This is a genomic window from Amycolatopsis sp. NPDC058986 (assembly GCF_042741125.1).
Classification (GTDB): domain Bacteria; phylum Actinomycetota; class Actinomycetes; order Mycobacteriales; family Pseudonocardiaceae; genus Amycolatopsis.
In genome coordinates this window covers 16,618-41,652 of the sequence record NZ_JBHYJW010000039.1, presented here as the reverse complement: position 1 = coordinate 41,652, position 25,035 = coordinate 16,618, and the positions used below count along the sequence as shown (strand labels likewise).

At 68.9% G+C, this 25,035-nt stretch carries 24 protein-coding genes; 9 read left to right on the top strand and 15 right to left on the bottom strand.

Annotated features, from left to right (window positions below):
- The first annotated feature begins 18 nt into the window (after nt 1-18).
- Together ACFW0G_RS29540 and ACFW0G_RS29535 are read left to right on the top strand one after the other, a co-directional pair.
- The gene (locus ACFW0G_RS29540; RefSeq protein ID WP_378328732.1) at nt 19-786 is read left to right on the top strand and encodes an ABC transporter permease; all 768 of its coding nucleotides are present in this window, start codon (nt 19-21) and stop codon (nt 784-786) included.
- Between the two features lie 163 nt (nt 787-949).
- A complete protein-coding gene (locus ACFW0G_RS29535) occupies nt 950-2,029 on the top strand; it encodes a sulfate/molybdate ABC transporter ATP-binding protein (protein WP_378328689.1) in 1,080 nt (359 codons plus the stop codon).
- A 54-nt stretch (nt 2,030-2,083) separates the two neighbouring features.
- Here the strand turns inward: ACFW0G_RS29535 and ACFW0G_RS29530 are convergent, their stop codons facing one another.
- On the bottom strand, nt 2,084-3,913 hold the full coding sequence (locus ACFW0G_RS29530) for a multicopper oxidase domain-containing protein (protein ID WP_378328688.1): 1,830 nt from the start codon (nt 3,911-3,913) through the stop codon (nt 2,084-2,086).
- 259 nt (nt 3,914-4,172) lie between these two features.
- Here ACFW0G_RS29530 and ACFW0G_RS29525 point away from each other — a divergent pair, with 259 nt between their 5' ends.
- Together ACFW0G_RS29525 and ACFW0G_RS29520 are read left to right on the top strand one after the other, a co-directional pair.
- A complete protein-coding gene (locus ACFW0G_RS29525; RefSeq protein ID WP_378328687.1) occupies nt 4,173-4,967 on the top strand; it encodes an HAD-IIA family hydrolase in 795 nt (264 codons plus the stop codon).
- 36 nt (nt 4,968-5,003) lie between these two features.
- Complete coding sequence (locus ACFW0G_RS29520) at nt 5,004-5,810, top strand: metallophosphoesterase family protein (protein ID WP_378328686.1); 807 nt, start codon at nt 5,004-5,006, stop codon at nt 5,808-5,810.
- On the opposite strand, the gene ACFW0G_RS29515 is transcribed toward ACFW0G_RS29520, so the two are convergent.
- The 6 genes from ACFW0G_RS29515 to ACFW0G_RS29490 form a co-directional block, all read right to left on the bottom strand.
- Nucleotides 5,807-6,181 carry a YccF domain-containing protein gene (locus tag ACFW0G_RS29515; RefSeq protein ID WP_378328685.1) on the bottom strand — a complete coding sequence of 125 codons (375 nt, stop codon included), beginning with the start codon at nt 6,179-6,181 and terminating at the stop codon, nt 5,807-5,809. The two genes, ACFW0G_RS29520 and ACFW0G_RS29515, sit on opposite strands and share 4 nt — an antisense overlap.
- Nucleotides 6,181-6,942 (bottom strand): PhzF family phenazine biosynthesis protein, encoded by a 762-nt coding sequence (locus ACFW0G_RS29510; protein ID WP_378328684.1) that lies wholly within the window; start codon nt 6,940-6,942, stop codon nt 6,181-6,183. Before ACFW0G_RS29510 ends, ACFW0G_RS29515 begins: the two co-directional genes overlap by 1 nt.
- 76 nt (nt 6,943-7,018) lie before the next feature.
- Entirely contained in the window at nt 7,019-8,464 is a 1,446-nt protein-coding gene (locus ACFW0G_RS29505; RefSeq protein ID WP_378328683.1) for a hypothetical protein, read from the bottom strand.
- Nucleotides 8,465-8,477: 13 nt separating this feature from the next.
- On the bottom strand, nt 8,478-9,044 hold the full coding sequence (locus tag ACFW0G_RS29500) for a DUF3558 family protein (RefSeq protein WP_378328682.1): 567 nt from the start codon (nt 9,042-9,044) through the stop codon (nt 8,478-8,480).
- Nucleotides 9,044-9,541 (bottom strand): hypothetical protein, encoded by a 498-nt coding sequence (locus tag ACFW0G_RS29495; protein WP_378328681.1) that lies wholly within the window; start codon nt 9,539-9,541, stop codon nt 9,044-9,046. Before ACFW0G_RS29495 ends, ACFW0G_RS29500 begins: the two co-directional genes overlap by 1 nt.
- A 189-nt stretch (nt 9,542-9,730) precedes the next feature.
- A complete protein-coding gene (locus ACFW0G_RS29490; protein ID WP_378328680.1) occupies nt 9,731-10,510 on the bottom strand; it encodes an ESX secretion-associated protein EspG in 780 nt (259 codons plus the stop codon).
- A 375-nt stretch (nt 10,511-10,885) separates the two neighbouring features.
- On the opposite strand from ACFW0G_RS29490, the gene ACFW0G_RS29485 reads away from it, so the two are divergent.
- Nucleotides 10,886-12,538, top strand: a complete 1,653-nt coding sequence (locus tag ACFW0G_RS29485) for an AMP-binding protein (protein WP_378328679.1) — start codon at nt 10,886-10,888, stop codon at nt 12,536-12,538.
- Here ACFW0G_RS29485 and ACFW0G_RS29480 read toward each other — a convergent pair.
- From ACFW0G_RS29480 to ACFW0G_RS29465, 4 genes are all read right to left on the bottom strand, one after another.
- The gene (locus ACFW0G_RS29480) at nt 12,535-13,104 is read right to left on the bottom strand and encodes a L,D-transpeptidase (RefSeq protein WP_378328678.1); all 570 of its coding nucleotides are present in this window, start codon (nt 13,102-13,104) and stop codon (nt 12,535-12,537) included. The two genes, ACFW0G_RS29485 and ACFW0G_RS29480, sit on opposite strands and share 4 nt — an antisense overlap.
- A gap of 114 nt (nt 13,105-13,218) precedes the next feature.
- The gene (locus tag ACFW0G_RS29475) at nt 13,219-13,986 is read right to left on the bottom strand and encodes a serine protease (protein WP_378328677.1); all 768 of its coding nucleotides are present in this window, start codon (nt 13,984-13,986) and stop codon (nt 13,219-13,221) included.
- 247 nt (nt 13,987-14,233) lie between these two features.
- Entirely contained in the window at nt 14,234-15,202 is a 969-nt protein-coding gene (locus ACFW0G_RS29470; RefSeq protein ID WP_378328676.1) for a R2-like ligand-binding oxidase, read from the bottom strand.
- A gap of 15 nt (nt 15,203-15,217) precedes the next feature.
- On the bottom strand, nt 15,218-15,838 hold the full coding sequence (locus tag ACFW0G_RS29465; RefSeq protein ID WP_378328731.1) for a TetR family transcriptional regulator: 621 nt from the start codon (nt 15,836-15,838) through the stop codon (nt 15,218-15,220).
- 118 nt (nt 15,839-15,956) lie between these two features.
- Here ACFW0G_RS29465 and ACFW0G_RS29460 point away from each other — a divergent pair, with 118 nt between their 5' ends.
- Nucleotides 15,957-16,589 carry an HAD family hydrolase gene (locus ACFW0G_RS29460; protein WP_378328675.1) on the top strand — a complete coding sequence of 211 codons (633 nt, stop codon included), beginning with the start codon at nt 15,957-15,959 and terminating at the stop codon, nt 16,587-16,589.
- A 40-nt stretch (nt 16,590-16,629) separates the two neighbouring features.
- Here ACFW0G_RS29460 and ACFW0G_RS29455 read toward each other — a convergent pair whose 3' ends face one another.
- Nucleotides 16,630-16,866, bottom strand: a complete 237-nt coding sequence (locus ACFW0G_RS29455; protein WP_378328674.1) for a hypothetical protein — start codon at nt 16,864-16,866, stop codon at nt 16,630-16,632.
- A 131-nt stretch (nt 16,867-16,997) separates the two neighbouring features.
- Here ACFW0G_RS29455 and ACFW0G_RS29450 point away from each other — a divergent pair, with 131 nt between their 5' ends.
- Nucleotides 16,998-17,384 carry a cold-shock protein gene (locus ACFW0G_RS29450; RefSeq protein ID WP_007033367.1) on the top strand — a complete coding sequence of 129 codons (387 nt, stop codon included), beginning with the start codon at nt 16,998-17,000 and terminating at the stop codon, nt 17,382-17,384.
- A 350-nt stretch (nt 17,385-17,734) separates the two neighbouring features.
- Here the strand turns inward: ACFW0G_RS29450 and ACFW0G_RS29445 are convergent, their stop codons facing one another.
- From ACFW0G_RS29445 to ACFW0G_RS29435, 3 genes are read right to left on the bottom strand one after another with little or no spacing between them, the layout of a single operon-like run.
- Nucleotides 17,735-18,211 (bottom strand): DUF2771 family protein, encoded by a 477-nt coding sequence (locus ACFW0G_RS29445; protein WP_378328673.1) that lies wholly within the window; start codon nt 18,209-18,211, stop codon nt 17,735-17,737.
- A 10-nt stretch (nt 18,212-18,221) separates the two neighbouring features.
- Nucleotides 18,222-20,183 carry an MFS transporter gene (locus ACFW0G_RS29440; protein WP_378328672.1) on the bottom strand — a complete coding sequence of 654 codons (1,962 nt, stop codon included), beginning with the start codon at nt 20,181-20,183 and terminating at the stop codon, nt 18,222-18,224.
- A 57-nt stretch (nt 20,184-20,240) separates the two neighbouring features.
- Nucleotides 20,241-20,996: a glutaminyl-peptide cyclotransferase gene (locus tag ACFW0G_RS29435; protein WP_378328671.1), complete on the bottom strand. Its 756-nt coding sequence runs from the start codon at nt 20,994-20,996 to the stop codon at nt 20,241-20,243.
- A gap of 51 nt (nt 20,997-21,047) precedes the next feature.
- Between ACFW0G_RS29435 and ACFW0G_RS29430 the strand changes: the two genes are divergently transcribed.
- Together ACFW0G_RS29430 and ACFW0G_RS29425 are read left to right on the top strand one after the other, a co-directional pair.
- A complete protein-coding gene (locus ACFW0G_RS29430; protein ID WP_378328670.1) occupies nt 21,048-22,199 on the top strand; it encodes a DUF3027 domain-containing protein in 1,152 nt (383 codons plus the stop codon).
- A 7-nt stretch (nt 22,200-22,206) separates the two neighbouring features.
- Nucleotides 22,207-25,035 carry a sacsin N-terminal ATP-binding-like domain-containing protein gene (locus ACFW0G_RS29425; protein WP_378328669.1) on the top strand — a complete coding sequence of 943 codons (2,829 nt, stop codon included), beginning with the start codon at nt 22,207-22,209 and terminating at the stop codon, nt 25,033-25,035.

Below are 25,035 nucleotides of genomic sequence, written 5' to 3'. Positions count from 1 at the left end.
GAAGTGCGCGTCCCCGGGGTGCTGTGGGTGCCGGCGGTGCTGGCGCTGGCGCTGGTGGTGTTGCCGGTGGTGGGGCTGCTGACGCGGTCCGATCTGACCCGGCTGCCGTCGCTGCTGGTCCAGCCCTCGTCGCTCAACGCGCTGCGGCTGTCGCTGGTCACCGCCGCACTGTCCACAGTGGCCTGTGTACTGCTCGGCGTCCCGCTGGCCGTGGTGCTGGCGCGCTCGCGGGTGCCGGGGATCCGGTTCCTGCGCTCGGTCGTGCTGCTGCCGCTGGTGCTCCCGCCGGTGGTCGGCGGGCTGGCCCTGCTGTACCTGCTGGGCAGAAAGGGCTTTCTCGGCGAGCTGATCGGCTGGGCGACCGGTGCGCAGGTGCCGTTCACCACCGCCGCGGTCGTCATCGCGCAGACGTTCGTGGCGATGCCGTTCCTGGTGGTCAGCCTGGAGGGTGCGCTGCGGGGCGCCGGTGACCGTTACGAACGGATCGCCGCGACGCTCGGGGCCCGGCCGTGGACGGTGTTCCGCCGGGTCACCCTGCCGCTGCTGCTGCCCGCGCTCGGCTCCGGCGTCGTGCTCAGTTTCGCCAGGGCGCTGGGCGAGTTCGGCGCCACCATCACCTTCGCGGGCAGTCTGGAGGACGTCACGCGCACGCTGCCGCTGGAGGTCTACCAGCAGGCCGAGGTCGACGTCGACAGCGCCGTCGCGCTCGCCCTGCTGCTGATCGTGGTCGCGATCGTCGTCATCGCCCTCGCCCGGCCGCGTGCGCTGGAAGGGGTGCGGTCATGAGCGATGCTTGCGAGCGAATCATGGGCATCATGCTCATGCGCGACAAAGGATTGGACACTGTCTCGCGAAGCGAGTCGACCGCCATGAGCGATGCTTGCGAGCGAATCATGGATGTCATGCGCCGAAAAGGATTGGACGCTGTCTCGCGAAGCGAGTCGACCGCATGACGCTCGAGGCCGGGCTCGAACTCACGAGGGGCGAGTTCGAGCTGGCCGTGGACTTCACCGTGCCCGAGGGGCACGTACTCGCCCTGCTCGGCCCGAACGGCTCGGGCAAGTCGACCGTGCTCGGCAGCCTTGCCGGGCTGATCGCTCCTCGGCAGGCCAGGATCACGCTCGCCGGGCGGGTGCTCGCCGACGACCGCGTGCGCCTGGCGCCCCACCGGCGGAAGATCGGCCTGCTCGCGCAGGACGCGTTGCTGTTCCCTCATCTGTCCTCTTTGGACAATGTCGCCTTCGCGCCGCGTTCGGCGGGTGTGGGAAAGCAGCGCTCCCGCGAGATCGCCGAGGGGTGGCTGTCCGAAGTGGACGCCGCGGAACTCGCGGACCGGAAGCCCGCACAGCTTTCCGGCGGGCAGGCCCAGCGCGTCGCGATCGCGCGGGCACTGGCCGCCGAGCCGGATCTGCTGCTGCTCGACGAGCCGTTCGCCGCGCTCGACGTCGATTCGGCACCCGCCATCCGCGGGCTGCTGCGCCGGGTGCTGCGGACCGGCCCGACGACGGTGCTCGTGACCCACGATCCGCTGGACGCGCTCGCGCTGGCCGACCACGTCGCCGTGCTCGCGGGCGGCCGGATCGTCGAACGCGGGCCGACCCGCGAGGTGCTGGCGGCGCCGCGCTCGGCGTTCACCGCGCGGATCGCCGGGCTCAACCTGGTCGCCGGGACCGCGGTCGCGGACGGGCTGCGGACCCCGGAAGGTCAGGTGGTGAGCGGTATTCCGGCCGACGACGCGGTCGACGGCGAAGCCGCGGTCGCGGTGTTCGCGCCCAGCGCCGTCGCGGTCTATCCGCACGACGGCGAGCACCACGGCAGCCCGCGCAACACCGTCGACGCGGTCGTCGCCGCGCTGGAGCCGCACGGGCCGGTGGTGCGGCTGCGGGTCCGCGGCGACGGCTGGGCGCACGGCCTGACCGCCGATCTCACCCCGGCCGCCGTCGCCGACCTCGCGCTCGAACCGGGATCCCCGGTCACGTTGTCCGTCAAGGCCGCCACGGTCGCCGTCCACCCGGCCGCCGGGAGCTGACGCCGCGGACCGTGGGGCCTCCTTGAACTACGGGAGGCCCCACGGACCGACCCCTCAGCCGTGGTGGTGGCCACCGCCGTGGTGGTGGAACTTCGCCACCTCCTTCGGGTGCACCACGAACGGCCGCATCATGCCCTCGTCCTCGTGGTCGAGGATGTGGCAGTGGTACATGAACTCCCCGGTACCGCCGCCGAAGTTGCCCGCGACGCTCACCCATTGCCCCGGCTTGACGATGAAGGTGTCCTTCCAGCCTTCCTCGTACTTCTCCAGCGGGAGATCGTCGATCGGGTCGGGCTTCCCGGTCTGCGGGTTCACGCTGCCGATCGGGCGTGTCGTCCGCTCGTCGCGCGAGGAGAACGTCGTGGTGAAGTGCTTCCGGAACAGTGCCTGGAACTCCGTCAGGTGAATGTGGATCGGATGCTGTGGGCCACCCAGGTGCAGGATGTTCCACACCGCCCAGCCGTTGTACTCGAGGAAGATGCCCGTGGTGTCGTCGAACAGCTTCCCGATCCGGCGGAACGTCCGCAGTTTCGGCGGATTCGCCGTCGGGTCCTGGAGCTGGATGATCCCGTCCCCGCCGGGGTCCGGCGTGTGCAGCTCCTCCAGATCCCACATTTCCGGGTGCCCGTCCTTGTTCAGCAGCAGCGCGATCCACACGTGGTCGTGCTTTTCGGGCAGCGTGTCGCCGTGCTTCAGCCGGACATAGGACTTCGACACCTTTTCCGGCAGCTTGAACGCATCGTGCCGGTTCCGGTTCTCCACCCGGAACTCCATCAGATCCGGTTCGACGGTGCCCAGGTTCGGGTCGAGGTTGGTCAGCCGGAGCTTCCGCCCTTTGAACCTGCTGAAGTCGATCAGCAGATCGAACCGCTCGGCCGGGGCGGTGCTGAGGCCGCCGGGATACTCGGCGGTCTTGGCCGGTAGTGGCGCAGGGGCGGGCAGCAGCCCGCCGTCGGTCCCGATCAGGCGGACCGCGTCGTTCTGCGGCACCCCGTTCTCGTCCACCAGGTTCAGCACGTAGAACCGCGCGTTCGACGCGTTCAGCAGCCGGAACCGGTACCACCGGGCGTCCACGTCCAGATGCGGCCAGACCACGCCGTTGACCAGTGTGAACGGGCCGGTGAACGGGAGCAGGATCCCGCCGCCCACGTCCGCCACCTTGTACAGCAGCTGGCCGGTGAGCGCGCCCGTCGCCGGGTCGCGGTCGAGGTTGCGGTCGGCGATGATCAGCGGGATCTCGTGATCGCCGCCCGGCAGGTCGAGCGCGTCCTCCTCGTCGTCCCTGACCAGGTACATCCCCGCGAGTCCGGTGTGGACGTTGAAGCGGGTGATGGCCATCGCGTGGTCGTGGTACCACAGTGGCATCGCCTGCTGGACGTTGTCGTGCTCGGTCAGCTGCGAGGTGCCGGCGAGGTTGGCGTTGTGTGCCCAGCCGTCGTTGCCGGCGTTGGTGCGGGCGCCGTGCAGGTGCACCACGGTCCACGCGGGCAGGTCGGCGACCCCTTCGATGATCTTGTAGTCCTTGAGGTCGAGTTCGCTGCCCGGCCTGCTCGACGGATTGGTGCCCGCCGGGCCCTGCGCCGCGACGAGCGGAATCTTTCCCTCGATGTCGTTGTTCCACGAAATCCGCAGTCGCTTGCCGCTGCGCACTTCGATTGTCGGACCCGGGAATTCCCCCGCATAGGTCCACAGCTTCGACGGCGGCAGCTGTGAATGCAGCCGCTGCGTCTTGGTGACCATCGGAATGGTGATCATTTCGTGGTGCCACCACGAATGCGGCCGGATCACCGGCGGAATCCGCAGTGGATCAAGGAACTTGGTCAGTCCCCAGTTCGGCCCCGCCAATTCCGTGGTTTGTGTCCGGCGGTCGATTGTTTCCGTCATGAATCGTCCCTGCCCTCCTGTGTGTGGCAATGCCAAGGGCAGGGTGAATTGCGCTGAGAGACATGTGATTCCCCCGCTCGCACGAAAACTGTGTTCGTGACTTTTCGTATTCCCCCAAATCCCCGTTGTGCGCGCCGACCCTGCGACTCCCCTCGCAATCGGCGGCTATTTCCACTGTAGCCAGTTCGGCGGTACGGCGCACACGTGTCGTGGGCGGAGTGCCAGGAGAGCTCCCGGGTTTGCCCGTAGGATCCGGGACATGAACGATCGGCAGTGGACTTACCTGAGCGACATGGACGGCGTCCTGGTCAGGGAGGAACACCTCGTTCCCGGCGCCGACGAGTTCCTCGCGGAGCTCCGGTCGAACGGGATCGACTTCCTGGTGCTGACCAACAACTCGATCTACACCCCGCGTGACCTGCGGGCCCGGCTGCTGCGCACTGGTCTGGACATCCCGGAGGAGGCCATCTGGACCTCCGCGCTGGCCACCGCGAAGTTCCTCTCCGCACAGCGGCCGAACGGGTCGGCGTTCGTGATCGGCGAGGCCGGGCTGACCACGGCGCTGCACGAAGTCGGCTACGTGCTGACCGAGCGCGACCCGGACTACGTCGTGCTCGGCGAGACCAGGACGTACAGCTTCAGCGCGATCACCCGCGCGATCCGGCTGATCGAGGGCGGGGCGCGGTTCATCGCCACCAACCCGGACGCCACCGGGCCGAGCCTGGAGGGTTCGATGCCTGCCACCGGATCGGTCGCCGCGTTGATCGAGAGGGCCACCGGGCGCTCGCCGTACTACGTCGGCAAGCCGAACCCGCTGATGATGCGCAGTGCCCTGCGCAGGCTCGGCGCGCATTCGGAGTCGACGCTGATGATCGGCGACCGGATGGACACCGACGTGCACTCCGGGATCGAGGCCGGCCTGCAGACCATCCTCGTGCTCACCGGCATCTCCACCCGGGAGTCGGCCGAACGCTATCCGTATCGGCCCACCCTGGTGCTCGACTCGGTGGCCGACCTGATCGGGCGGACCCGTGACCCGTTCGGCGAAGGCTGATCGTCGGCTGCCGGGAGCAGGGCTTATCGTCGGGAGATGAGCAAGGACCGGTCCACGTATGTGGTGGGCGACGTGCACGGCCACCGTGACGCGCTGGCCGATGCCCTCAGAGCCGAAGGGCTCCTCGACGACGACGAGAACTGGGCGGGAGGGGAGGACCACCTGTGGTTCCTCGGCGACTTCGTCGATCGCGGGCCCGACGGCGTCGGCGCGATCGACCTGGTGATGCGGCTGGAAACCGAGGCCGCCGAGGCGGGTGGCCTGGTCCAGACGCTGCTGGGCAACCACGAGATCCTGCTGCTGGGGATGTACCACTTCGGCGACGAGCCGGTGCCGTCGGATTTCGGGCCACGCAGCTTCGCGCGCAGCTGGGAGATCAACGGCGGGCTGGCCGACGACCAGGACAGGCTCACCGGCGAGCACATCGCGTGGCTGACCAGCCGTCCGCTGGGGGCACTCGCCGACGAGCACCTGCTGCTGCATTCGGACACGCTCGAATACCTCGAATGGGGCGAGGACATCGAGGGCATCAACGCCGGTGTCCGCGAGATCCTCGAAGGCCGTGATCTGGAGGCCTGGTGGGACGTGTGGCGGCGGATGACCACGCGCTACGCCTTCCGCGGCCCGGACGGCGAGGAGGCCGCCCAGCGCCTGCTCGACCTGCTCGGCGGGGAGCGGGTCGTGCACGGCCACAGCGTGATCGCCGACCAGCTGGGGATCCACCCGGCGCAGATCGACGGGCCGTACCTCTACGCGGGCGGCAAGGCGCTCGGCGTCGACGGCGGGTTGTTCGTCGGCGGTCCGTGCCTGGTCGTCGAGCTGCCGTTCGAGCCGGAGGACTAGGGCAGGTCGACGATCTCCTTGCCCAGCGGGGTCAGCGACACCGGGATCATCTTGAAGTTCGCGATGCCGAGCGGGATGCCGATGATCGTGACGCACAGCGCGATCCCGGTGAGGACGTGCCCGATGGCCAGCCACAGCCCGGCGAACACGAACCAGATGACATTGCCGAGGCACGACGCGGCACCGGCGTCGCGGCGGTCGACGACGGTCCGGCCGAACGGCCACAGCGCGTAGTGCGCGATCCGGAACGACGCGAGCCCGAACGGGATCGTGATGATCAGGACGCAGCAGATGATCCCGGCGACGAGGTAACCGAGCGCCATCCAGAAGCCGCAGAAAACGACCCAGATGATGTTGAGGATGAATCGCATCAGACGTGCAGCTCCCCGCTCACGATGGTGACGGCCTGACCGGCCAGCTCGACGCGGTCGCCGTCGAGCTTCGTCCGCACGATCCCGCCGCGTTCGGACACCTGGTGCCCGGTCAACTCGGCGCGGCCGTGCCGCCCCGACCAGTACGGCGCCAGCATGCAGTGCGCCGAGCCGGTGACCGGGTCCTCGTCGACGCCGACGCCGGGCCCGAAGAACCGGCTGACGAAGTCGACGCCCTCGGCGTCGCCCGGTGCGGTGACGAGCAGCCTGCCGTTCCAGGTCGCCTTCAACGCGGCGAGGTCCGGCGTGAGGCGGCGGACGACGTCGGCGTCCTTGACCACCGCGAACAGGTTGTCGACCCCGCGCCCGGTTTCCTCGATCTCGACACCGGGCAGGATCGCGCTCAGGTCGTCCTCGGTGGGCTGCGGCGGGTCGGCGGGGAAGTTCAGCGTCACCCAGCCGTCCTCGGCCCGGCAGCGCAGCTCGCCGCTGCGGGTCGTGTAGACCTGCTCGCCGCCGAGCACGTGCGTCGTCGCGACGGTGGCGTGGCCGCAGAGATCCACTTCGGCGGCCGGAGTGAACCAGCGCAGCGACTTCGGTCCGTCGCCGGTGGTGACGACGAACGCCGTCTCGGAGTGCTTCATCTCCGCGGCCACCATCTGCATCCACGTGGGATCGGCGGGCGCGTCGAGCAGGACAACCCCGGCCGGGTTACCCGCGAAGGCACGGTCGGTGAAGGCGTCGACCAGGTAGAAGCGCATGACTTCCACGATATCGAGGCGAGCGGCCCGGAGGGACCGCTGTGAGGAGGTCCCCAGCGGCGCAACCCCCTAAGGGTCAGCCGCCGATGACCGGCGGGACGATCTTCTCGCCGTCGGGCCCGCGATCCGGCTTCACCTCGAACACCTCGTCGTCCTGCAACGGCATCTTGTTCTTGTGTTCCTTGTCCTCTTCTTTCTTCTTGCCGGCGCCTTGCCCGCCCGCGGCACCCGGCGCTCCCGCCTTGCCCGCTTTGCCTGCGTTGGCCGCGGCCGTCGCGCCACGCTCGAGGCGTTCCCCTGCGGGCTTGCCCGAGCCACTGCCGCCGCTGCCCTTGCCCACGGCCTGCTCGCCCTTGCCGGGGCTGTAGCCACCGCCGGACACCCGGGAGCCCGCGAAGTTGCTGCCCGCGCGTCCGGACCCCGTCCCCGGCTTGCTCCGCGTGATGTCCCCGCCCTTGCCGCCGGGATTGACCGGCGGGGCGCCGGCGAGCCCGAAGTCGCCGGGGCGCGTGCCGGGGGGCATGGTCATCGGCGGCCTGGTGCCGGGGCCGCCGACCGGGGGCAGGTTGGGGTTGCCCGTGCCCGTGGTGAGTCTCGGCGGCGGGCTGTAGCTGCTGCCACCACCGCCGGTGTACGGCGTGGAGGAACCGGTGAACTGGCCTCCACCAGGTGTTCCCGTCCCCGGGCCGACACCGCTCGTGGTGCCCGTGCCGCTGAACCCGGTGGCGTGCGCGCTGCTCGCGGTCGTGCTGTCGTTGCCCGGCTGCGGCGGCGGAGTGTAGGTCGGCTGGGTCGAGGCCGTCTCGTGATAGGTCGTGTCCAGGTTCTGCATGACCTGCACCGCCCGGCCGTGCGCCTCGTCGGCCTGCTGCTGCTTGGCGGTGATCCCGCTCATCGTCTCGGTCGCCGCGGCGTGGTCACCGGTGACGAACTGCTGGACCGCCTTGTTCATCTCGGCGTCCTGGTTGAACCCGGTCGGCTCCGGCATGTTCGTCTTGGCGTAGTGCGCGGCCGAGGACTGCTGGGAGTACCGGTTCGACGTCAGCTGCACCGCGTTGCTCGCCTGCTCGGCATGGCTCGCGGTGGATTGGAAGAACCCGTGCGCGCCGGACGCGGCCTCTCCCTGCCACTGGGTCTGCGCCCCGCTGCCCGCGTCGGCGAACGCGTTGGACACATCAGCCAGCCAGTTACCGAACTGGTTGGTGACCTCGCTGTACCTGTTGATCTGTTCAAGGTCCAGATTGTCGTGGGCCATGCGGTACAACTCTTCGTGCGCCATGCCCGGGTAGTGCTGCTCGGGCGTTGGAAAATCAGTCCGCGTTGTCTGGCCCTGCAGTAGCGCGTGCCCCTGGGTGACCGAATACACGGAGGCCATGTCCTGGGTCTGTTGCCCGATCCCGTCCCGCGCTTCGTCCCAGTCCTCGGACCCCAGGTGGCGTGCGTTCCCCGCCAGCTGCCGTTGCGTCTCGGCGTAGAACTCACCCGCCGACTGCTGGTGTTGTGCCCGGTGCGGCTGGTTCATGACGGAGCTCCCCTCACGCCTTCGGCAACAACGGATCGACCTTTTCCGCAAGGTCACCGGCCATCTTGCACGCACGTTCGGTATCCAAACCTGACGTCACCAGAACGTCCATCCGTGAATTGGTGGCGACCTGGAGATTGATCTGGCACTGCCCACTGGAGTTGAGCGGCTCCGGCTGGAGAACCACAGGACGACCACTGGCGTCGATCGTTCCCGGCTTGGCCTTGGCCGGGTTATTGATGTTCTCGTTGACCTTCTGGCCTGGGTAAAGTCCGAGACCGATCGATGCGCTCCCCTTGGGGTCGTTCACAGGCCTGGTCGTGTCGCACGCGTGTTTCTTGTCCGCCAGCGACGGAGCGGCTGGGGGAAACCCCTGCCCGGACAGCAACTGGTCCAGCATCGTGCACGGATTCATGCCGGCGAACGGGTTACTCGGATCTGCTGTGGTGGGAGTCGACCTGGTCGCCGCAGGGGACGATGCCGAAGGGCTGGCTTGGCCGCCGACCTGGCTGGAACACGCGGTGAGTGTGATGACCGCTATGGCCAGGGACATGATGCTGGGCAGGACGTGTCGGCTCACTAGTGATCGAGTTCCTTGTTGAGCTTGGCGAAGGTGATGTTGTGGGCTTCCTCGGTCTCGCGGTAGTTCTTCCGCGCGATCAGCAACGCCGCCCTGGCGTCCTCGATGCCCTTGTACATGAGCTGGAGGTTCGGCAGTAGTGCCTGGTCATCACCACCCGCGACCTTCGCGTTGAAGTTCGCGACCTTCTTCGCGTAGTCGCTGCCGCCCATCTTGGCCGGCTGGGTAAGGCGCTGGAGCTGTCCTCTCCAGTAATCAAATCCGCCAAGGAACTTGTCGCAGGCTTTGAGGTAGGCCTGGAGTCCGGCTTCGTTGATCGCGAAGCTGCCGTTCTCGGCCATCTTCTTCAGATCGGCCCCACCGGTCGAGATTCGCTTGGCCGCGTCGGCGTCCATCGGCGCGCTCAGTATGCCCTTGAGAAGGTTTTGGCCCGCATCGCCGGCGGCCTGGCTCGTGCCCGGTACCGAGCCCTCCTCGCCGAAGGTTATCCCGGCCATAGTGCCCCTCCCGCACCCTCCGTGACCACCGTGCGTGGCCTACTGGCACTGTACTAGTGACCAGCCGGGGCCGTCTGCGGTTTCGTGAGCAGGGACTACCCCGGTCAGGGGACGAGGGTGGTCCGGAGGGCGTGCGCAGGTTCGTCGGAGAGGCGGCGAGGCGGCGAATGCGCTCGAAACGACGGCGGGCTAACGGGCGACTTCGGCAATGGTGTCGTGCAGCCAGCGCCGTAGGTGCGAGCCGTCCGACGGGACATACCTGAGCCGGGTTTCGCCGCCGGAAAGCGGCTCGGTGAAGACGAGGAAGCGGCCGCCCTCGGAGTCGAAGAACGTGACCGCGCCTTGGTTGTGGAGCACCGAGTGGCTGCTGCGCACGTGGAGTTCGACGCTGCCCAGCCGATGTGGTGGCCACTGGCTGAACGAGGTCAACGCCTCCTGCTCTGCTCGGCTGGGCTCGGCGGTGAAGTCCTCGGCGCTGAAGTCGCGATCGCCCTGTGGCGCGGGGCGCGAGCGGCGCGTGATGGTCACCGGGCGAACCGGAACGGGGCGATACGGCGGAAGCGTGCCGACCATCGCGTCGACCAGGCGGTCCGGGCGGATCTGCAGGAAGGTGATGTTGTCGCCCACCTGCTCGGAGAGGACGCCGAGCCCTTCGGCGATGGTCGCGCGGTAGTAGACGCGACGGCGGTCGGCGAGCTCGGTCGCCCGCACGATGATCAGCACGTCGGGTTGCGTCCAGGCGCGGAGCGTGTGGGCGACATCGACGTCCAGCTTGTCCCGGTCGGCGAGCCGACGGGCACGCAGGGCGTCCCACGCCTCGGTATTCAGCCGGTCATAGGTGGCGATCGCGTCGTCGCCGGCCGCCTGGACCGCGCTCCGGACGTCGAACGGAGCCCAACTGGCGGGAAGCCCAGCCCGGCGGACGGCGACGTCCACCTCGAACATGCCCAGCGAGAATTCCTCCGGCACGAACCGATCCCTCCGCCACATCGAGCCTGCCGCCGAGGGTAGCGGAACCGCTACGCCCGGCGCCCGCTACGCCGACGGTCGGCCGCATTGACCCGGGGAGGATCAACGCACCCGGTTTCCGCCGGGGATGCCGAGATCTGCCGGTGTCGTTCAATGATCCGAAAAAGCGAGACGAACTGGACCATTCCTGTCGGCATTTCACCGCACGAGAAGGTTCGGTCACCGGTTTCCGTACGTCGCCGAGCATCTGGGCGTTCCGCAGACCGGGCTGCCGCCGCGGTCCGGGCCCGCTACCGGTGGAGCCTGGTCCGCTGGCAGCCCAGCCGCCGGGTTCTTAGACTGCGGTCCGCAGCCGCCGACGTCTGGGAGGTCTCCATGCCCGCACCCTTGCCCAGTTACGCCTCCGGGGTCTCCGACGTGCCGTTGCTGGGGGACACGATCGGCGGCGACTTCGATCGCACGGTGGCGGCGTTCGGTGACCGGGACGCGCTGGTCGACCGCGCGGCGGGGCGGCGGTGGACTTACCGGGAGCTGGCCGGAGAGGTCGACACGCTCGCGCTCGGCCTGGTGGCGCTCGGCATCGGCAAGGGCGACCGGGTGGGGATCTGGTCGCCGAACCGGTGGGAGTGGACGTGCGTCCAGTACGCCACGGCCAAGATCGGCGCGATCCTGGTGAACATCAACCCGGCGTACCGGTCGCACGAGCTGGAGTTCGTGCTGAACCAGGCCGGGGTGAAACTGCTGGTGGCCGCGGCGTCGTTCAAGACCTCGGACTACGCCGCGATGATCGCCGAGGCGCGGCCGAAATGCGCGGCGCTGCAACACGTCGTGTTGCTCGGCGGCGACGAGTGGACGTCGCTGATGGACGCGGGGCGGCGGGGTGATCCGGCTCGGCTGGCCGAGTTGCAGGCCGGGCTTTCGGCGGATGATCCGATCAACATCCAGTACACCTCGGGGACGACCGGGTTCCCGAAGGGCGCGACGCTGTCGCACCACAACATCCTGAACAATGGCTTCTTCGTCGGCGAGCTCTGCGGCTACACCGAGCGTGACCGGGTGTGTATTCCCGTTCCCTTTTATCACTGTTTCGGTATGGTGATGGGGAATCTGGCGTGTACGTCACACGGGGCCTGCATGGTGATTCCGGCTCCCGCGTTCGATCCGAAAGCCACGTTGGAGGCCGTGTCGGCGGAGAAGTGCACTTCGCTTTATGGTGTTCCGACGATGTTCATCGCGGAACTCGCCGATCCCGATTTCGGCAGTTTTGACCTGTCGTCGTTGCGGACGGGGATCATGGCGGGGTCGCCGTGTCCTGTCGAAGTCATGAAGCAGGTCATCGAGCGGATGGGGATGGCGGAGGTGTCGATTTGTTACGGGATGACGGAGACGTCGCCGGTGTCGACGCAGACGCGGGCGGATGATTCGGTGGAGCGGCGGGTGTCGACGGTGGGGCGGGTGGGGCCGCATCTGGAGGTGAAGGTCGTCGATCCGGAGTCGGGGTTGACGGTGCCGCGGGGTGAGCCGGGTGAGTTGTGTACGCGCGGGTATTCGGTGATGTTGGGGTATTGGGAGCAGCCGGACAAAACGGCGGAGGCGATCGATGCGGCACGGTGGATGCATACCGGGGATTTGGCGGTGATGGATGACGCCGGTTATGTGAACATCACGGGGCGGATCAAGGATATGGTGATCCGGGGTGGTGAAAACCTGTATCCGCGGGAGATCGAGGAGTTCCTGTACACGCATCCGGATGTTCTGGACGCGCAGGTGATCGGCGTGCCGGACGTCAAGTACGGTGAAGAGTTGATGGCGTGGGTGCGGATGCGTGAGGGTGCGACGCCGTTGACGGCGGAGAGCTTACGGGAGTTTTGTGCGGGTAAGCTGGCGCATTACAAGATCCCGCGTTACGTGCACGTCGTGGACGAGTTCCCGATGACCGTGACCGGTAAGGTCCGTAAGATCGAAATGCGGCAGCAGGCCGTCACCATTCTCGGCCTGGAAGACGTCGCGAAGACCAAGCACGCCTAGAAAACAGCCACCTCGGCGCCGACCGGGAGCGCGTCGAAGTACCGGCCGGCGGCCTCCGGGCTCAGGTGCACGCAACCGTGCGACGCGGCGATCAGGCTGCCCTCGTGAAAGGCGATGCCGCCGGGAGCGAAGAACACCGCGTTCGGCATGGCTTCGGGGAATTCGTTGCTGACGTGGTGGGCGTCCTTCCATGCGACATGGAAGACGCCCTTCGGCGTGGCCACGGAATCGTCCGGGCCGTCGGTGCCCGGCATCACCGGCACCGGGCCGTAGGTGATCTTGCCGTCCTTCTGCAGCCAGCTGATCCTGAGCCCTTCGTCCACACACGCCGTCGCGGACACCGGGCATTTGTTGAGTACCACGGCCGAAACCGGTTCCTGGGACGGAGATACCCGGCCCGGGGCCGCGGCGCCACCACCGGGCGCCGCGGCCGGTGCGATCGCAGCCGCGCTCGCATTCGGCGCGGGCTCCGTCGATACGCGGACGACCGTCCACGCGGTGAGCGCGGTCAGTACGGCGATTCCGGCGCACCACAGCAGCCGATCGCGTTTCGTCACCCTGGTCATGATCACCACCCATCCGGGGCCCGAGGGTACCCGACGCCGCCTTGAGGACAACGGCCCTGAACAGCGCGATTCGCGCTGTTCAGGGCCGTTTCGGTGGTGTTGACCGAGTTCGGCTCAGCGGTTCTGCTGGATCCACTTCGCATAGGCGCTCACGCTGGTGAACACGTCGGGATAGCCCTTCGCACAGGGAACTCCCCAGGACACGACGCCGACCTGCTTGCCGCCCGCCACCAGTGGCCCGCCCGAGTCGCCCTTGCACGCCCCCTTGCCCTTCGGGCTGATGGTGCACAGGTTGCCCGCGGAGATCGGGAGGTCGGTCGGGTTCTGCTGGACGCACGCCGAATGGCCGAGAACGTGCATGGTGAGCGTCTGCAACGCGTTCGGGATCGTGCCGGGGAAGCTCGTCAGGCCCCAGCCGCTCAGCGTGACCTGGCTGCCCGCCGAGGGATCCGAGGTCGCCAGCGGCACCGCGGCGACGGCAGAGCCGAACGTGAGACCGGACGAGAGTTTGAGGATCGCGATGTCGTTGACGATCCGCTGGGCGTCGTACTGCTTGTGCGTCACGATCTTCTTGACCCTGGACTTGACGCCGCCCCGGTCGAGCAGGTTGCTGCCCGCGACCACGTACAGCTTGCTCGCGTCACCGTGGAAATCCGCCACACAGTGCGCCGCGGTGAGCGCGGTGTATTTGTCCAGAATGGACGCTCCGCAGAAATGTTTGCCACTGAACGAGTCACGAAGACTGAGCTGGTGGGGGAACTCGCCCTTCGTCGCGGGCCGCCCGCCCACTATGTCGGTGTCCGCAGCGGCGGGTGCCGCCGTGATCGCCGCACCGGCGAGCAGCGCCGCCGCCAACGTGCCCATCGTCCTCAATGCCGACATCCGTATCCCCGTCCGCGTTAGGCAAGGCATGAACAGTGTGCTTTTCGACGCTGCTACGGCCGTGCCCGCGGCGTAAGTCCACGACCGGGTGGCAGCGCCGAACGGTCACCTCCTTCCTGGAAGTATTCACTTTCGTGTGAAGAGAATTCACCTGAACGGACAGGATGAAGGGGACTTTCCTCGCGTGAGACGAGCTGAAGGGGACTTTCGTCGCGTCGGATGCGGCGAAAGTCCCCTTCAGCTCATGTCAGCCGGCGTTCGCGGCCGCTTCGGCGAACGCTTTCGCGTCCTCCTCGCCAAAAGTGTCTTCCAGATGCTCGGGCGAATAGTCGACGTCGATCTGCTCGACGGGCATCCCGCGGGCCGATTCGATCGCGCCCAGTCGCCGTTGCGCGCGGTCGGCGGCGTACTGGATCAGTTCCTCCGGATCGTTGTCGAACGGCACTTCCTCGAACTGGTCGTTCACCCACTGGATCATGTTCAACGCGTGTGGCAGCAATTCGCCCATTCGCTGCTGCACGGCGTCCCACAGCGAATCGTCGGCGGCGACGTGCCGTCGGCAGGTGAAGGTGCCCCACGCCATGTGACGGCGTTCGTCGTCGCCGATGCGGCGTACCAGTTCCTGCATGCCCGGCAGGATGTCGTGCTGGGTGCAGATCAGCTGCCACGAGTAGTACCCGGTCAGCGCGAGGCTGCCCTCGATGACGTGGTTGTACGTGACGCTCGCGCGGATCTGGTTGAGGGGACTGGGATCCTCCTCCAGTGCTCGCAGCGACTGCGGCAGCTCCTCGTAGAAAAGCTTGCGGTAGTGCGGGTTCTCCGCGACGAACGGGTGCAGGTCCTCGGTCAGCCCGACAGCGTCCATCCAGCGCCGGAACACCTCGGTGTGTTTGGCTTCCTCGAAGCAGAACTGCGTCAGGTACATCTCGTCGCCGAACCGGCCGGTGGCGGACATGGCCCGCATGAACGGCTGGATGTCCTCGGTGACGGCCTCTTCCCCGGCGATGAACTGCGCGACGAGGTACGTCGTCGACCGGCGCTGCTCGTCGTTGAGGGATTCCCAGCCCTCCCGTTCCCGGCCGAAGTCGATGTCGGCGGGGTTCCAGAACTTCTTGTTCCCCTTGGCGAACAGTCGCAGCGGGAACGAATCCCAGTTCAGTCCACCTTTGCGCAGCGAGGAGAATCCGGTGCGAAGCTCGGCGAGTGTGTCGGTCATGACGGCCCCTTCGTGTCACTCCATTGTGGACGGTTGGGAATCCTGGGCGGTGAAACGGGAGATGGCGGGTTCGAGCACGGCGACGACGGCGTCCGCGGCCTCGGACGCCGAATGCGTGGACAATGTCAGGTGGGACAACGAGAGCCGCACGACCGTCTCGGCGAGCAGTGCCGCCGACGCGGGCGGCATCTCCGGCTCGAACTCCAGGTACTGCCCGGCGGCCAGTTCCGCGGCCGCCGTGAGGATCGGCTCGCCCTTGGTGGTGAGCAGCGGCAGCAGATCCTCGCCGGCTTCGGTGCCGAGCGCCGCGGCGACGAGGCGGTTCTCCCTGGCGTGCTCGATCGTGTAGACGACGGCGCCGTGGATGGCCGTGAGAAGGTCCTCCGCCACCTCCACGCGCTGGCGGATGCCGTCGAGGAACTCCGACGCCGTGCGCAGCACGACGGCCTGGACCAGTGCCGACTTGTTCCCGAACTCGTTGTAGACGGTCTGCCTGCTCACTCCGGACCTGGCGGCGACGTCGGCCATCCGCAGCCCGGCGTACCCGCGCTCCGCGAGCAGCTCGGTGGCCGCTTCGAGCAGCGCTTCGCGCAGCGATGCCTTGACGCGGTCGGTGAAGCTGGTGATCTCGCCCACATCGACCAGCTTGACACAGGGTGCCACCGTGTCAAGAGAGTTGACCTGATGGAGCTTCGTGTACACCGTGCGTTCCCGGGGAACGAGTTCTGCCGGGGGTGGCGGCTACGGTGGCTGTGTGGGAATCACCGTGGGGTTCGACCTCGACATGACACTGATCGACTCGCGGCCGGGCATGCTCGTGGCGATGAACACGCTCGGCGCGGAGTCGGGGCTGCCCTTGGACGGGGAGCACTTCGCGGCCAACCTCGGGCCGCCGCTGGACGACAGCCTGCGTGGCTTCGGTGCCCCCGAGGCGCGCATTCCCGCGCTCGTCGGCCGCTTTCGTGAGCTGTACCCGGACGTGGTCGTGCCGGTCACGATCGCGCTGCCCGGCGCCGCCGAGGCGTTGCGAGCGGTTCACGACGTGGGCGGCAGCACGCTCGTCGTCACCGGGAAGTACGCGCCGAACGCGAAGCTGCACATCGACGCGCTCGGCTTCGAGGTCGACGAACTCGTCGGCGAGCTGTGGTCGACGGGGAAGGCGGAAGCGCTCAAGGCGCACGAAGCCAAGGTGTACGTCGGTGATCACATCGGCGACATCCTCGGCGCGCGTGCCGCCGGAGCGGTCGCGGTCGGTGTCGCGACCGGCCCGTGCAGCCGCGCGGAGTTGCTGGCCGAGGGGGCCGATGTGGTGTTCGACTCGCTCGAGGAGTTTCCGGCGTGGTTCACCCGGGCACTCGCCGAGGAGGCGGTGCGCGCGGTGCCCTGATGCATCCATGCGCCTCCGCCACCCGCGGCGGAGCGGCAGGCTAGTTCTTGGTCCGCGCCTCGCGGACCAGCGCGATCAGTCCCAGCAACAGCCCGAGCGGGGTGACGACCCCGGCGCCGACGCTGAGCCACACCGGCAGGTTCTCCATACCGGTGGCGAAGAGGATGAACACCACCACCACGGCGAGCATCCCGAGGCCGAACAGGCCGATGCCGATCCGCATCAGGAACGGTTTGCCGCTTGCGGTCACGGCGGTCTCCTTCGTCGCGGTGCTCATAGCGCAGAGGGTAGCCGCCGGTATCCACTTCTCCCCAGGGCCTGTGTCGAGATACGCTTAGCGGACGCGCGCCCTGGGTACGCCCCGGGCGCGTTCGTCGTGAGCAGCACAGCAAAGGATTGGTGAGGGAAGTGCCGACCGGCAAGGTCAAGTGGTACGACGCGGAGAAGGGGTTCGGCTTCGTCACGCAGGACGGCGGCGCCGACGTCTACATCCGCAAGGCCGCGCTGCCCCAAGGCGTCGAAGGACTCAAGGCCGGTCAGCGCCTGGAGTTCGGGGTCGCCGACGGCCGCCGGGGCCCGCAAGCCCTTTCCGTCCGGCTGCTGGACCCGCCGCCGTCGGTGGCCGAGGCCCGCCGCCGCCCGGCCGAGGAGCTGCATGGCCTCATCGAGGACATGATCAAGCTGCTCGAGCTCAAGGTGCAGCCGGACCTGCGGCGCAACCGCTACCCGGATCGCAAGCACACCAAGCAGATCGCCGAGATCATGCGCGCGGTCGCCAGGGACCTCGACCCGTAAACCGCCCGTTCGCGAGGTGGCTCGAACGCCCGAATGCGGCGTTGGGTCCGGGGCGTGTGTCGCGAACGCTCCGTTCGGGACGTTCATCGTCGGCAACGGAGCGTTCGCGACATCGGCGAATGGTGTCGGCTCGTGCGCGGGGTAGTCCAAGGGACGCCCTGGGTGCATCCACCGCACCCAGGGACGCCCTTGTCGCACCCCAGACCAGCGCACCGAAGGCGTCCTGCAGCGCCCACAGCCCCAGAACCCTTGGTGAGAAAACCACATCGGGGCGCATAGGCCCGCGCGGTACGGGAGCAGGGGGAGCGATAGCAAAGGTCCCTTGCTCCCGCGCGGTGAGCGGTGAAACGTCAGCCGGGCTGGACCTGGAGCGACCAGAGCGCCGTGGTGATCGGCTCCGCGTCCTCCGGGTTCCCGGTGCGCGTGATCACCGACGCCTGCGCGATTTCGATGACCTGGATCTGGTCGTCCTTCGACGGCGGCGTCACGGTGTAGGCGTAGCGGTCGCGCGAGGTGATGATGTTCTCCATCAGCGGCTGGGGTTCGCCCTTGCCGTTGACGTACTGCGCGGTGACCTTCCACAGCGACTTCGCGATGTCGCCGGGCACCGAGATCTGGACCGGGCGGCCGGGCCGGACCTTCAGGCTGCCCGCGGCGTCCGGGTCCGGAACGCATTTGGCGGACTTCAGATCGCACAGGGTGAACGGCGTCACCCGGATCGTGTGACCGTCCGCGAAGAACGTCACCTCGGCCGGGCCGGGCGCCGAGCATCCGGCCACCGCGAAACCACCGGCCGCCAGCAAGGCCACCACCCGAGAACGTCGCATGGTTCGAAGACTACGAGCCCGCCTGCCGCCGCGGCCCACCGGGGACCGGCCTGCTGCCGGTCGCCTGCGGGCGCTCCGGGCGGTTGCCGCCGAGGCCGGGCACGAGCGAACCGCCGCGCTGCACCATGAACGTCTGGACGAGGCCGATCACGAGCAGGATCGACACCACTAGGAAGCCGATCCAGTACGTCGGCGGCAGCAGCAGGCCGACCGCGCCGCCGAAACACCAGGCGAGCTGCAGCACGGTCTCCGAGCGGCCGAACGCCGACGCCCGCGACTCCTCCGGCAGGTCCTCCTGGATCACCGCGTCAAGACTGATCTTCGCCAGGGCACTGGCCGTCGCGCCGATGAGGCCGACGATCGCAGCGGTGGCGAGCCCCGAGGCGAGCGTCGCGACCACAGTGGACAGTACGCACGCCGCGACACAGCCGAGCAGCACCTGATCCGGGCTGCCGAAGTGCAGCCGCGAGCCCAGCGCGTTCCCGAGGAATCCGCCCGCCCCGGCCGCGGCACCGATGATGCCGAGCAGCAGCAGCTGGATGAACGGGCTGTGCCCGGTGCCCTCCATCTGCGATTTCACCGCGAACGCCGCGAACATCATCAGGAACCCGGTCAGCACGCGCACGCTGCCGTTGGCCCACAGCGCGACGACGATGTGCCGCCCCATCGGCTGCCGCTTGCGACGCTCCCGCCGATCCGGCTGCGTCGTCAGCGACGCGGGCACCTCGCCCTCGGTCACCTCGACCCAGCTGGGGATCCGCATCGACTGCACCGCCGCGCCGAGGCAGATGAGCACGGTGAACCACAACGCGCCCTGCGAACCCCACAGCGCGTTGATCCCGCTGGCCAGCGCGCCGAACGCGCCCGCGGCCACCAGGCCGAACACGGTCAGCCGCGCGTTCGTCTTCGACAGCGTGATCTCCGGCGGCAACACCCTCGGTGTCACCGCCGACTTGAGCACGGTGAACGACTTCGACAGCACCATCATCCCCAGCGCGGCTGGGTAGAGCAGCCAGTCGTCGAAGTGCAGCGCCATCACCACGGCCATCAGCGCCTGCCCAGCCGAGGACACGCACATCGCCAGCCGCCTGCCGCGCTGGATGCGGTCGAGCGCGGGCCCGATCACCGGCGCGACCAGCGCGAACGGCGCGATCGTGATGAGCAGGTAGAGCGCCACCTTGCCCTTGCTCTCGCCGCTGGTCGCCGCGAAGAACAACGTGTTGGCCAGTGCGATCGCCATCGCGGCGTCGCTGGCGTAGTTGAGCATCACCGCGTAGGTGAGCGAAGTCAGGCCGGACTTGTCGGCGCCATCGGCCTTCGTCGCGCGCTGGAACGCGCCGACGGCCTGACCGGTCAGCTGGCGGCTGCGCAACGCCGCGACCCGGGTCACGGTGATCTTCTTCGGCATCCGCGGCAGGCTGCCCGCGCCCGCCGCGGCCGTGGTCCGCGAGGCCGTTTCCGTTTCGGGGGCGTCGCGCTCGGGGACGTCGCGTGGCTCACCGGCGTAGCCACCGGTGTCGTAGTGCTCGTACTCGTCGCTGCGCGGACGGTCCGAGTAGTAGCCGTTCGGGGGAGGGGGTGGCACCGGACGGTCCCGGCGGACCGGCTCGGTCTGCCGCTGCGAAGGATCGGGCGCCGGATACGGGCGGGCGCCGCGGGGAGGCGGTGGCTGGTGGTAGCCGAGCGGCACGGCCCCGGTCGGGGCGTCGTCGGCGGTCGGCCCGGGCGGCCGGTAGGCCGGGGGCGGCGGAGGCGGGACGTCGTCGTAGAACCGGCTGCGTGGCTGCTCGGCGGGCACGGGCTGGGCGGGCTGCTCGACGCGGGTCGGCTGCGGCGCCTCCCGCCAGGGACGTGCCTGCGCGGCCGCCCCGGGCTCCGGTGTCCACTTGCGCTTGCTCTTGCGGCCACGACCAGCACCCGACCGGCCGGATGAACCGCCGTCGGAACCGGAGCGCGAACCGAAGATACCCACGGGTCAATCCTGCCTTACCGCTGGTCGGTTCCGCCCGCTCATCCCCTGCTTTGCTGCTCAGGCCGGGACGAACCTCACCCGGAACAGCGAGGGCCAGTTCTTCCCGGTGATCAGGAACTCGCCGGTGCCGGGGATCGCGGCGATGCCGTTGAGAACGTCCTCACCTGCGGTTTTGGGCTGGTACAGCCCGTCTGCGTCGATGGTCGCGGTGACCCGGCCGCTCGCCGCGTCGATGCGCAGGAGGTGGCTCGTCTGCCAAACGTTCGCGTACACCGCGTCGCCGACGCATTCCAGCTCGTTGAGCTGAGCCGTTCCGACCTCGACCGAGCCGGTGACCGCGAACGTGGCGGGGTCGCGGAAGGTCAGCTTCGACGAGCCGTTGCTCATCACCAGCCGTCCGCCCGCCTGGTGACACAGCCCCCACCCCTCGCCCTCGAAGGGAACGCGCCGCAGCTCGGCGAGGGTTTTCGCGTCTCGTTCGATGGCGAAACCGTCCTGCCAGGTCAGCTGCCACAGCTTCGGCCCGAGCACGGTCACGCCTTCGGCGAACAGTGGCGAGGGCAGCGCGACGCGCGTCGCCGGCGTCCCGCCGGCCGGGCCCGCGGTCAGTGTCGACTTCCCGGCGAGCCCGGCGCTCTCGTACAGCGTGTCGCCGGCGAATTCGAGGCCCTCGGTGAACGCCGACGTGTCGTGCGGCAGCGTCGCGAGCACCTGCACCCGGAGCCGCTCGGCGGCGGGCGGTACCGCCGGCGCCGCGGCACAACCGCCGAGGACGGCGACGAAGAGCAACGAGAGAATGATCGGCTTCCGCACGAGACACAGCCTGACACGGACAGCGCGGATGCGTGCGGCACAATTGACCCCATGACCCTGCTGTTGACGCTGGACGACGGCTCGATCCACCGCAAGCTGACCGACGCCGTGGAGTTCGCGCGCGCGGCGCTGCTGGAGGACGCGCCCGCCGAGCAGGTCGGCGCGCACGCCGGCGTCGAGCGTGAGGACGCCGTCTCGGTGAGTCACCTGTTCGAGGCGGCCGTGCCCGGCTACCGGGGCTGGCGCTGGTCGGTGACGGTCGCGCTGGCAGCCGCGGACGGTCCGGTCACCCTCAGCGAGATCGCGCTCGCCCCCGGCCCGGACGCGCTGGTCGCCCCGGCGTGGGTGCCGTGGGAGCGCCGGGTCCGCGCCGGCGACCTCGGGGTCGGCGACATCTTCCCGACGGACAAGGACGACCCGCGGCTCGTGCCCGCGTACCTCCAGTCCGACGACCCGGCGGTCGAAGAGGTCGCGTACGAGGCCGGTCTCGGCCGCGTACACGTGCTTTCCCGCTTCGGTCGCGAGGACGCCGCGACGCGCTGGCACACCGGCGAATTCGGGCCGCGTTCGGACATGGCGCGCAGCGCGCCCGGCACCTGCGGGACCTGCGGGTTCTTCGTACCGCTCGCCGGTTCGCTGCGTGGGGCGTTCGGCGCGTGCACCAACGACATCGCCCCGGCGGACGGACACGTGGTCGATGTCGAGTACGGCTGTGGCGCGCACTCCGAGATCGAGGTCGAGGTGACCTCCTCGGTGCCGGTGGCGGAATTGGTCTACGACGATTCGCTGCTGGACTTCGCCCCGGCGCCCGAGCCCGCGCCGGAACCCGAGGCCGCCGGGGAAACGGAAGCTGTGGCCGAGGCGGTGGCCCCGGCCGAAGCCGCCGAAGTTCCCGAGGCTGAGACAGCGGAGCCCGAGGTTGCCGAGGTCGTGCCCGAGGCTTCGGCCGCCGAGGACGTCGTAGCGGAGGACGCTGTCGCGGAGCCTGAGGAGGCTGCCGTGGTCGAAGCCGTCGAGTCCGAGACCGAGTCGGCTGTGGCTGAAGAGGTCGCTGCCGAGCGTCCCCAGGCCGAGCCGGTGGAGGTTCCGGAAGCCGTGACCGAGGCGGAGCCCGCCGCGGAAGTCACGCCGGAGACCGAGCCCGCTGAGGCCGAGTCCTCGAAAAAAAACAGCGAAGCAGCCGGTGAGCAGCGCGACGTCTGAGCCGCCCGTGACCGATCCGTTCGGCACCGAGCGGTTGCGCACCGCGGTGCTGCGGTCCTGGCAGGATTCGCCGACCCGGTTCGTCGAGGACACCAACGCGGAGGGCGATCTCCGTGTCGGCGCTTACCGTGACCGGTTGTTCGTCGAACTCGCGCAGAACGCCGCCGACGCCGCGCAGGCCGCCGGGACGCCCGGGCGAGTTCGAGTGTCCGTTGTGGACGGTGAGCTGCGCTTCGCGAACACCGGCGCGCCGCTGGACGCCCGTGGCGTCGAGTCGCTGGCCTCGCTGAGGGCCTCCGGTAAGGACGCGTCGGACACCGTCGGCAAGTTCGGTGTCGGGTTCGCGGCCGTTCTGACGGTGTCCAGTGAGCCGCGTGTCGTGTCGCGGACCGGTGGCGTCGCCTTCTCCGCGGAACGCACTTGCGCTGCCGCTGGACGCGAGGGTGACGTCGCGGTGTTGCGCCTGCCTTGGCCGGTGTCGCCGGAGGAATTGCCGCTGCCGCAAGGTTTCGACACCGAGGTCAGGCTTCCGCTGCGGGACGGCGCGCGGGCCGGAGAACTTCTGCGTGCCCTCTCCGAAGACGTGGGCGATCTGCTGCTCGCCCTGCCGTGGCTGGCCGAATTCGACGTCGAGGGCGAGGTCTGGACGCGGGCAGCGGACGGCGACGTCGTCGAGATCCGCGGGCCACGCGGTCGGACGCGATGGCTGACGCATCGCGGGACGGCGGTCTGGGCGGTTCCGGTCGACGAATCCGGTACGCCGCAACCACTCGACGACGACGTGCTGCACGCGCCGACCCCCACCGATGACCGGTTTTCCCTGCCCGCGCGGCTGATCGCGCCGGTGCCGACCGAGCCGTCCCGACGCCGGGTGCTGCCCGGCGCGGCACTCTCCGCGGCGCTGGAAACGGCGGCCCGCGAGTATGTCGGCCTGGTTCGCCTGCTGCCGCCCGAACACCGCTTCGCGCTGGTGCCCGCCGCCGGGTTCCCGAAGTCCACTGTGGACGCGACCGTACGCGACCTCGTCCTCGCGGTGCTCACGGACGAACCGTGGCTGGCCGCGGAGTCCGGTGACGACCTTGCCGGGCGGCAGGCCAAGGTTCTCGATGCCGACATTCCCGGGCTCACACCGCTCCTGAAGGACCTGATTCCCGGTCTGATCGCCAATGCGCCATCGGGTGCCGCCGCGACGCTGAAGCCGGTTTCGGCCGAGCCGCTCGGTATCGGCGACGTGCTTGACGCACTGACCGGCGTCACGCGGGAGCCTCGCTGGTGGCATGACCTCTATGCCGCGCTGGCGGTCGCCGTCGACACGCACGTGCTGACCCCGAACGCCCTCGAAGGCCTTCCGGTGCCGCTGTCCGATGGCCGGACGCTGCCGGGTGTCCGGGGCGCGCTGCTCGTCGAGGGCTCGGCCGAACTGCTCGAACTGCTGTCCGATGTGGACGTACCGGGGCTGCGGCTGGTCCATCCCGAAGCCGCGCATCCGCTGCTGGAACGCTTGGGCGCCAAGCACGCCGACGCGCGAGGGCTGCTGGAGTCCGAACAGCTCATGGACGCCGTCGAGCGCAGCGTCGAGGACATCCGGTCCGGTTTGGACGGCATGACGCTCGCGGGCGCGGTGCTGCGGCTGGTGGCCGACTGCGGGGATTCCGCGCCGCCATGGGCGCGGGCACTGGCGCTTCCGGCCGACGACGGCTGGCGTCGCGCCGACGAACTCGTCCTGCCCGATTCGCCGCTACTGGAGATTTTCGACGAGGAGGTCTTCGACGAGGACGGCGCACTGTCCGTCTTGGACGAAGAATTCGCCGAAGACTGGCCGAAGGAAACCCTGGTCGCCGTCGGCGTGCTCGACTCCTTCGCCGTGGTCGACGATTCAGAGCCACACGAGCCCGACCACGACCTTCCCGACGAGGAAGAGTGGTGGGATTCCCTGGCGAAGCCTCCAGCGACGCTGCTCGCGATCCGGGATCTCGACCTGGTCGCCGACGATGCCTGGCCCGCCGCGCTGCGCCTGCTGGCCGCGCGGCCGGAGACGTGGCGCGCGCTCACCGCGCCGGACGGACACGCGAGCTGGTGGCTTGCCCGCAACGCCCTGCTGGACGGCGAACCGCCCATCACCTGGCGGATGCCCGACTCCAAGGACCTCGCCGGGCTCTACGACGAGGTCCCGGATCTCGGTCTGAGCCGGGAAGTTCTGCTCGCCGCCGGAGTACGTACCGAACTGACTCTGTCCTCTGTGGACGAAGTGCAGGAGCTGCTCGATCGGCTCGGTGATCCGGAGCGCCGGATTACGCCCGGGCTTGCCGCACGGGCGTACGCGGCGCTTGTCGAATCCACAGTAGACGCTCATGAGCTGGACATGCCAGGCGGCATCCGGGTCGCGGACAGCTATGTCGCCGAAGCAGAGGACGTCGCCGTACTGGACGTTCCCTGGTTCGCCGCGGTGCTGGATCCGGGTGGAATGGTCGTCACGCCGGAGGAACCGGTGCGGCTCGCCGAACTTCTCGACCTGCCGCTCGCCAGCTCGCTGCGCGCCGAAGTGACGAGCGAAGGCGAGTACGTCCAGTGGGCCGACTTGCCTGCGCTGCGCTTGGCCGCTGACCAACTCGGCGTGCGGCTCCCGGACGGCGGCGTGCTCCTGCACGAAACGCTCACGGTGTCCTTTGAGGACGGTGAGCGCGACGTTCCGTGGTGGTCCGGCGACCGCCTGCACGCGGCGGACACCTCCGAGGGACTGGCGCGGGCCTTCGCCTGGGCCACCGATCGCTGGCCCGATCGTTACCTGCTGACGGCACTGCTCGACGACCCTGCTCCGGCGACGCTGCTGAACTGA

What these genes read in the sequence shown, in the direction of transcription:
- ACFW0G_RS29535 (WP_378328689.1), top strand. Translation starts at nt 950, where the DNA reads ATGACGCTCGAGGCCGGGCTCGAACTCACGAGGGGCGAGTTCGAGCTG.
- ACFW0G_RS29530 (WP_378328688.1), bottom strand. Translation starts at nt 3,913, where the DNA reads ATGACGGAAACAATCGACCGCCGGACACAAACCACGGAATTGGCGGGG.
- ACFW0G_RS29525 (WP_378328687.1), top strand. Translation starts at nt 4,173, where the DNA reads ATGAACGATCGGCAGTGGACTTACCTGAGCGACATGGACGGCGTCCTG.
- ACFW0G_RS29520 (WP_378328686.1), top strand. Translation starts at nt 5,004, where the DNA reads ATGAGCAAGGACCGGTCCACGTATGTGGTGGGCGACGTGCACGGCCAC.
- ACFW0G_RS29515 (WP_378328685.1), bottom strand. Translation starts at nt 6,181, where the DNA reads ATGCGATTCATCCTCAACATCATCTGGGTCGTTTTCTGCGGCTTCTGG.
- ACFW0G_RS29510 (WP_378328684.1), bottom strand. Translation starts at nt 6,942, where the DNA reads ATGCGCTTCTACCTGGTCGACGCCTTCACCGACCGTGCCTTCGCGGGT.
- ACFW0G_RS29505 (WP_378328683.1), bottom strand. Translation starts at nt 8,464, where the DNA reads ATGAACCAGCCGCACCGGGCACAACACCAGCAGTCGGCGGGTGAGTTC.
- ACFW0G_RS29495 (WP_378328681.1), bottom strand. Translation starts at nt 9,541, where the DNA reads ATGGCCGGGATAACCTTCGGCGAGGAGGGCTCGGTACCGGGCACGAGC.
- ACFW0G_RS29485 (WP_378328679.1), top strand. Translation starts at nt 10,886, where the DNA reads ATGCCCGCACCCTTGCCCAGTTACGCCTCCGGGGTCTCCGACGTGCCG.
- ACFW0G_RS29480 (WP_378328678.1), bottom strand. Translation starts at nt 13,104, where the DNA reads ATGACCAGGGTGACGAAACGCGATCGGCTGCTGTGGTGCGCCGGAATC.
- ACFW0G_RS29475 (WP_378328677.1), bottom strand. Translation starts at nt 13,986, where the DNA reads ATGTCGGCATTGAGGACGATGGGCACGTTGGCGGCGGCGCTGCTCGCC.
- ACFW0G_RS29470 (WP_378328676.1), bottom strand. Translation starts at nt 15,202, where the DNA reads ATGACCGACACACTCGCCGAGCTTCGCACCGGATTCTCCTCGCTGCGC.
- ACFW0G_RS29455 (WP_378328674.1), bottom strand. Translation starts at nt 16,866, where the DNA reads ATGAGCACCGCGACGAAGGAGACCGCCGTGACCGCAAGCGGCAAACCG.
- ACFW0G_RS29445 (WP_378328673.1), bottom strand. Translation starts at nt 18,211, where the DNA reads ATGCGACGTTCTCGGGTGGTGGCCTTGCTGGCGGCCGGTGGTTTCGCG.
- ACFW0G_RS29430 (WP_378328670.1), top strand. Translation starts at nt 21,048, where the DNA reads ATGACCCTGCTGTTGACGCTGGACGACGGCTCGATCCACCGCAAGCTG.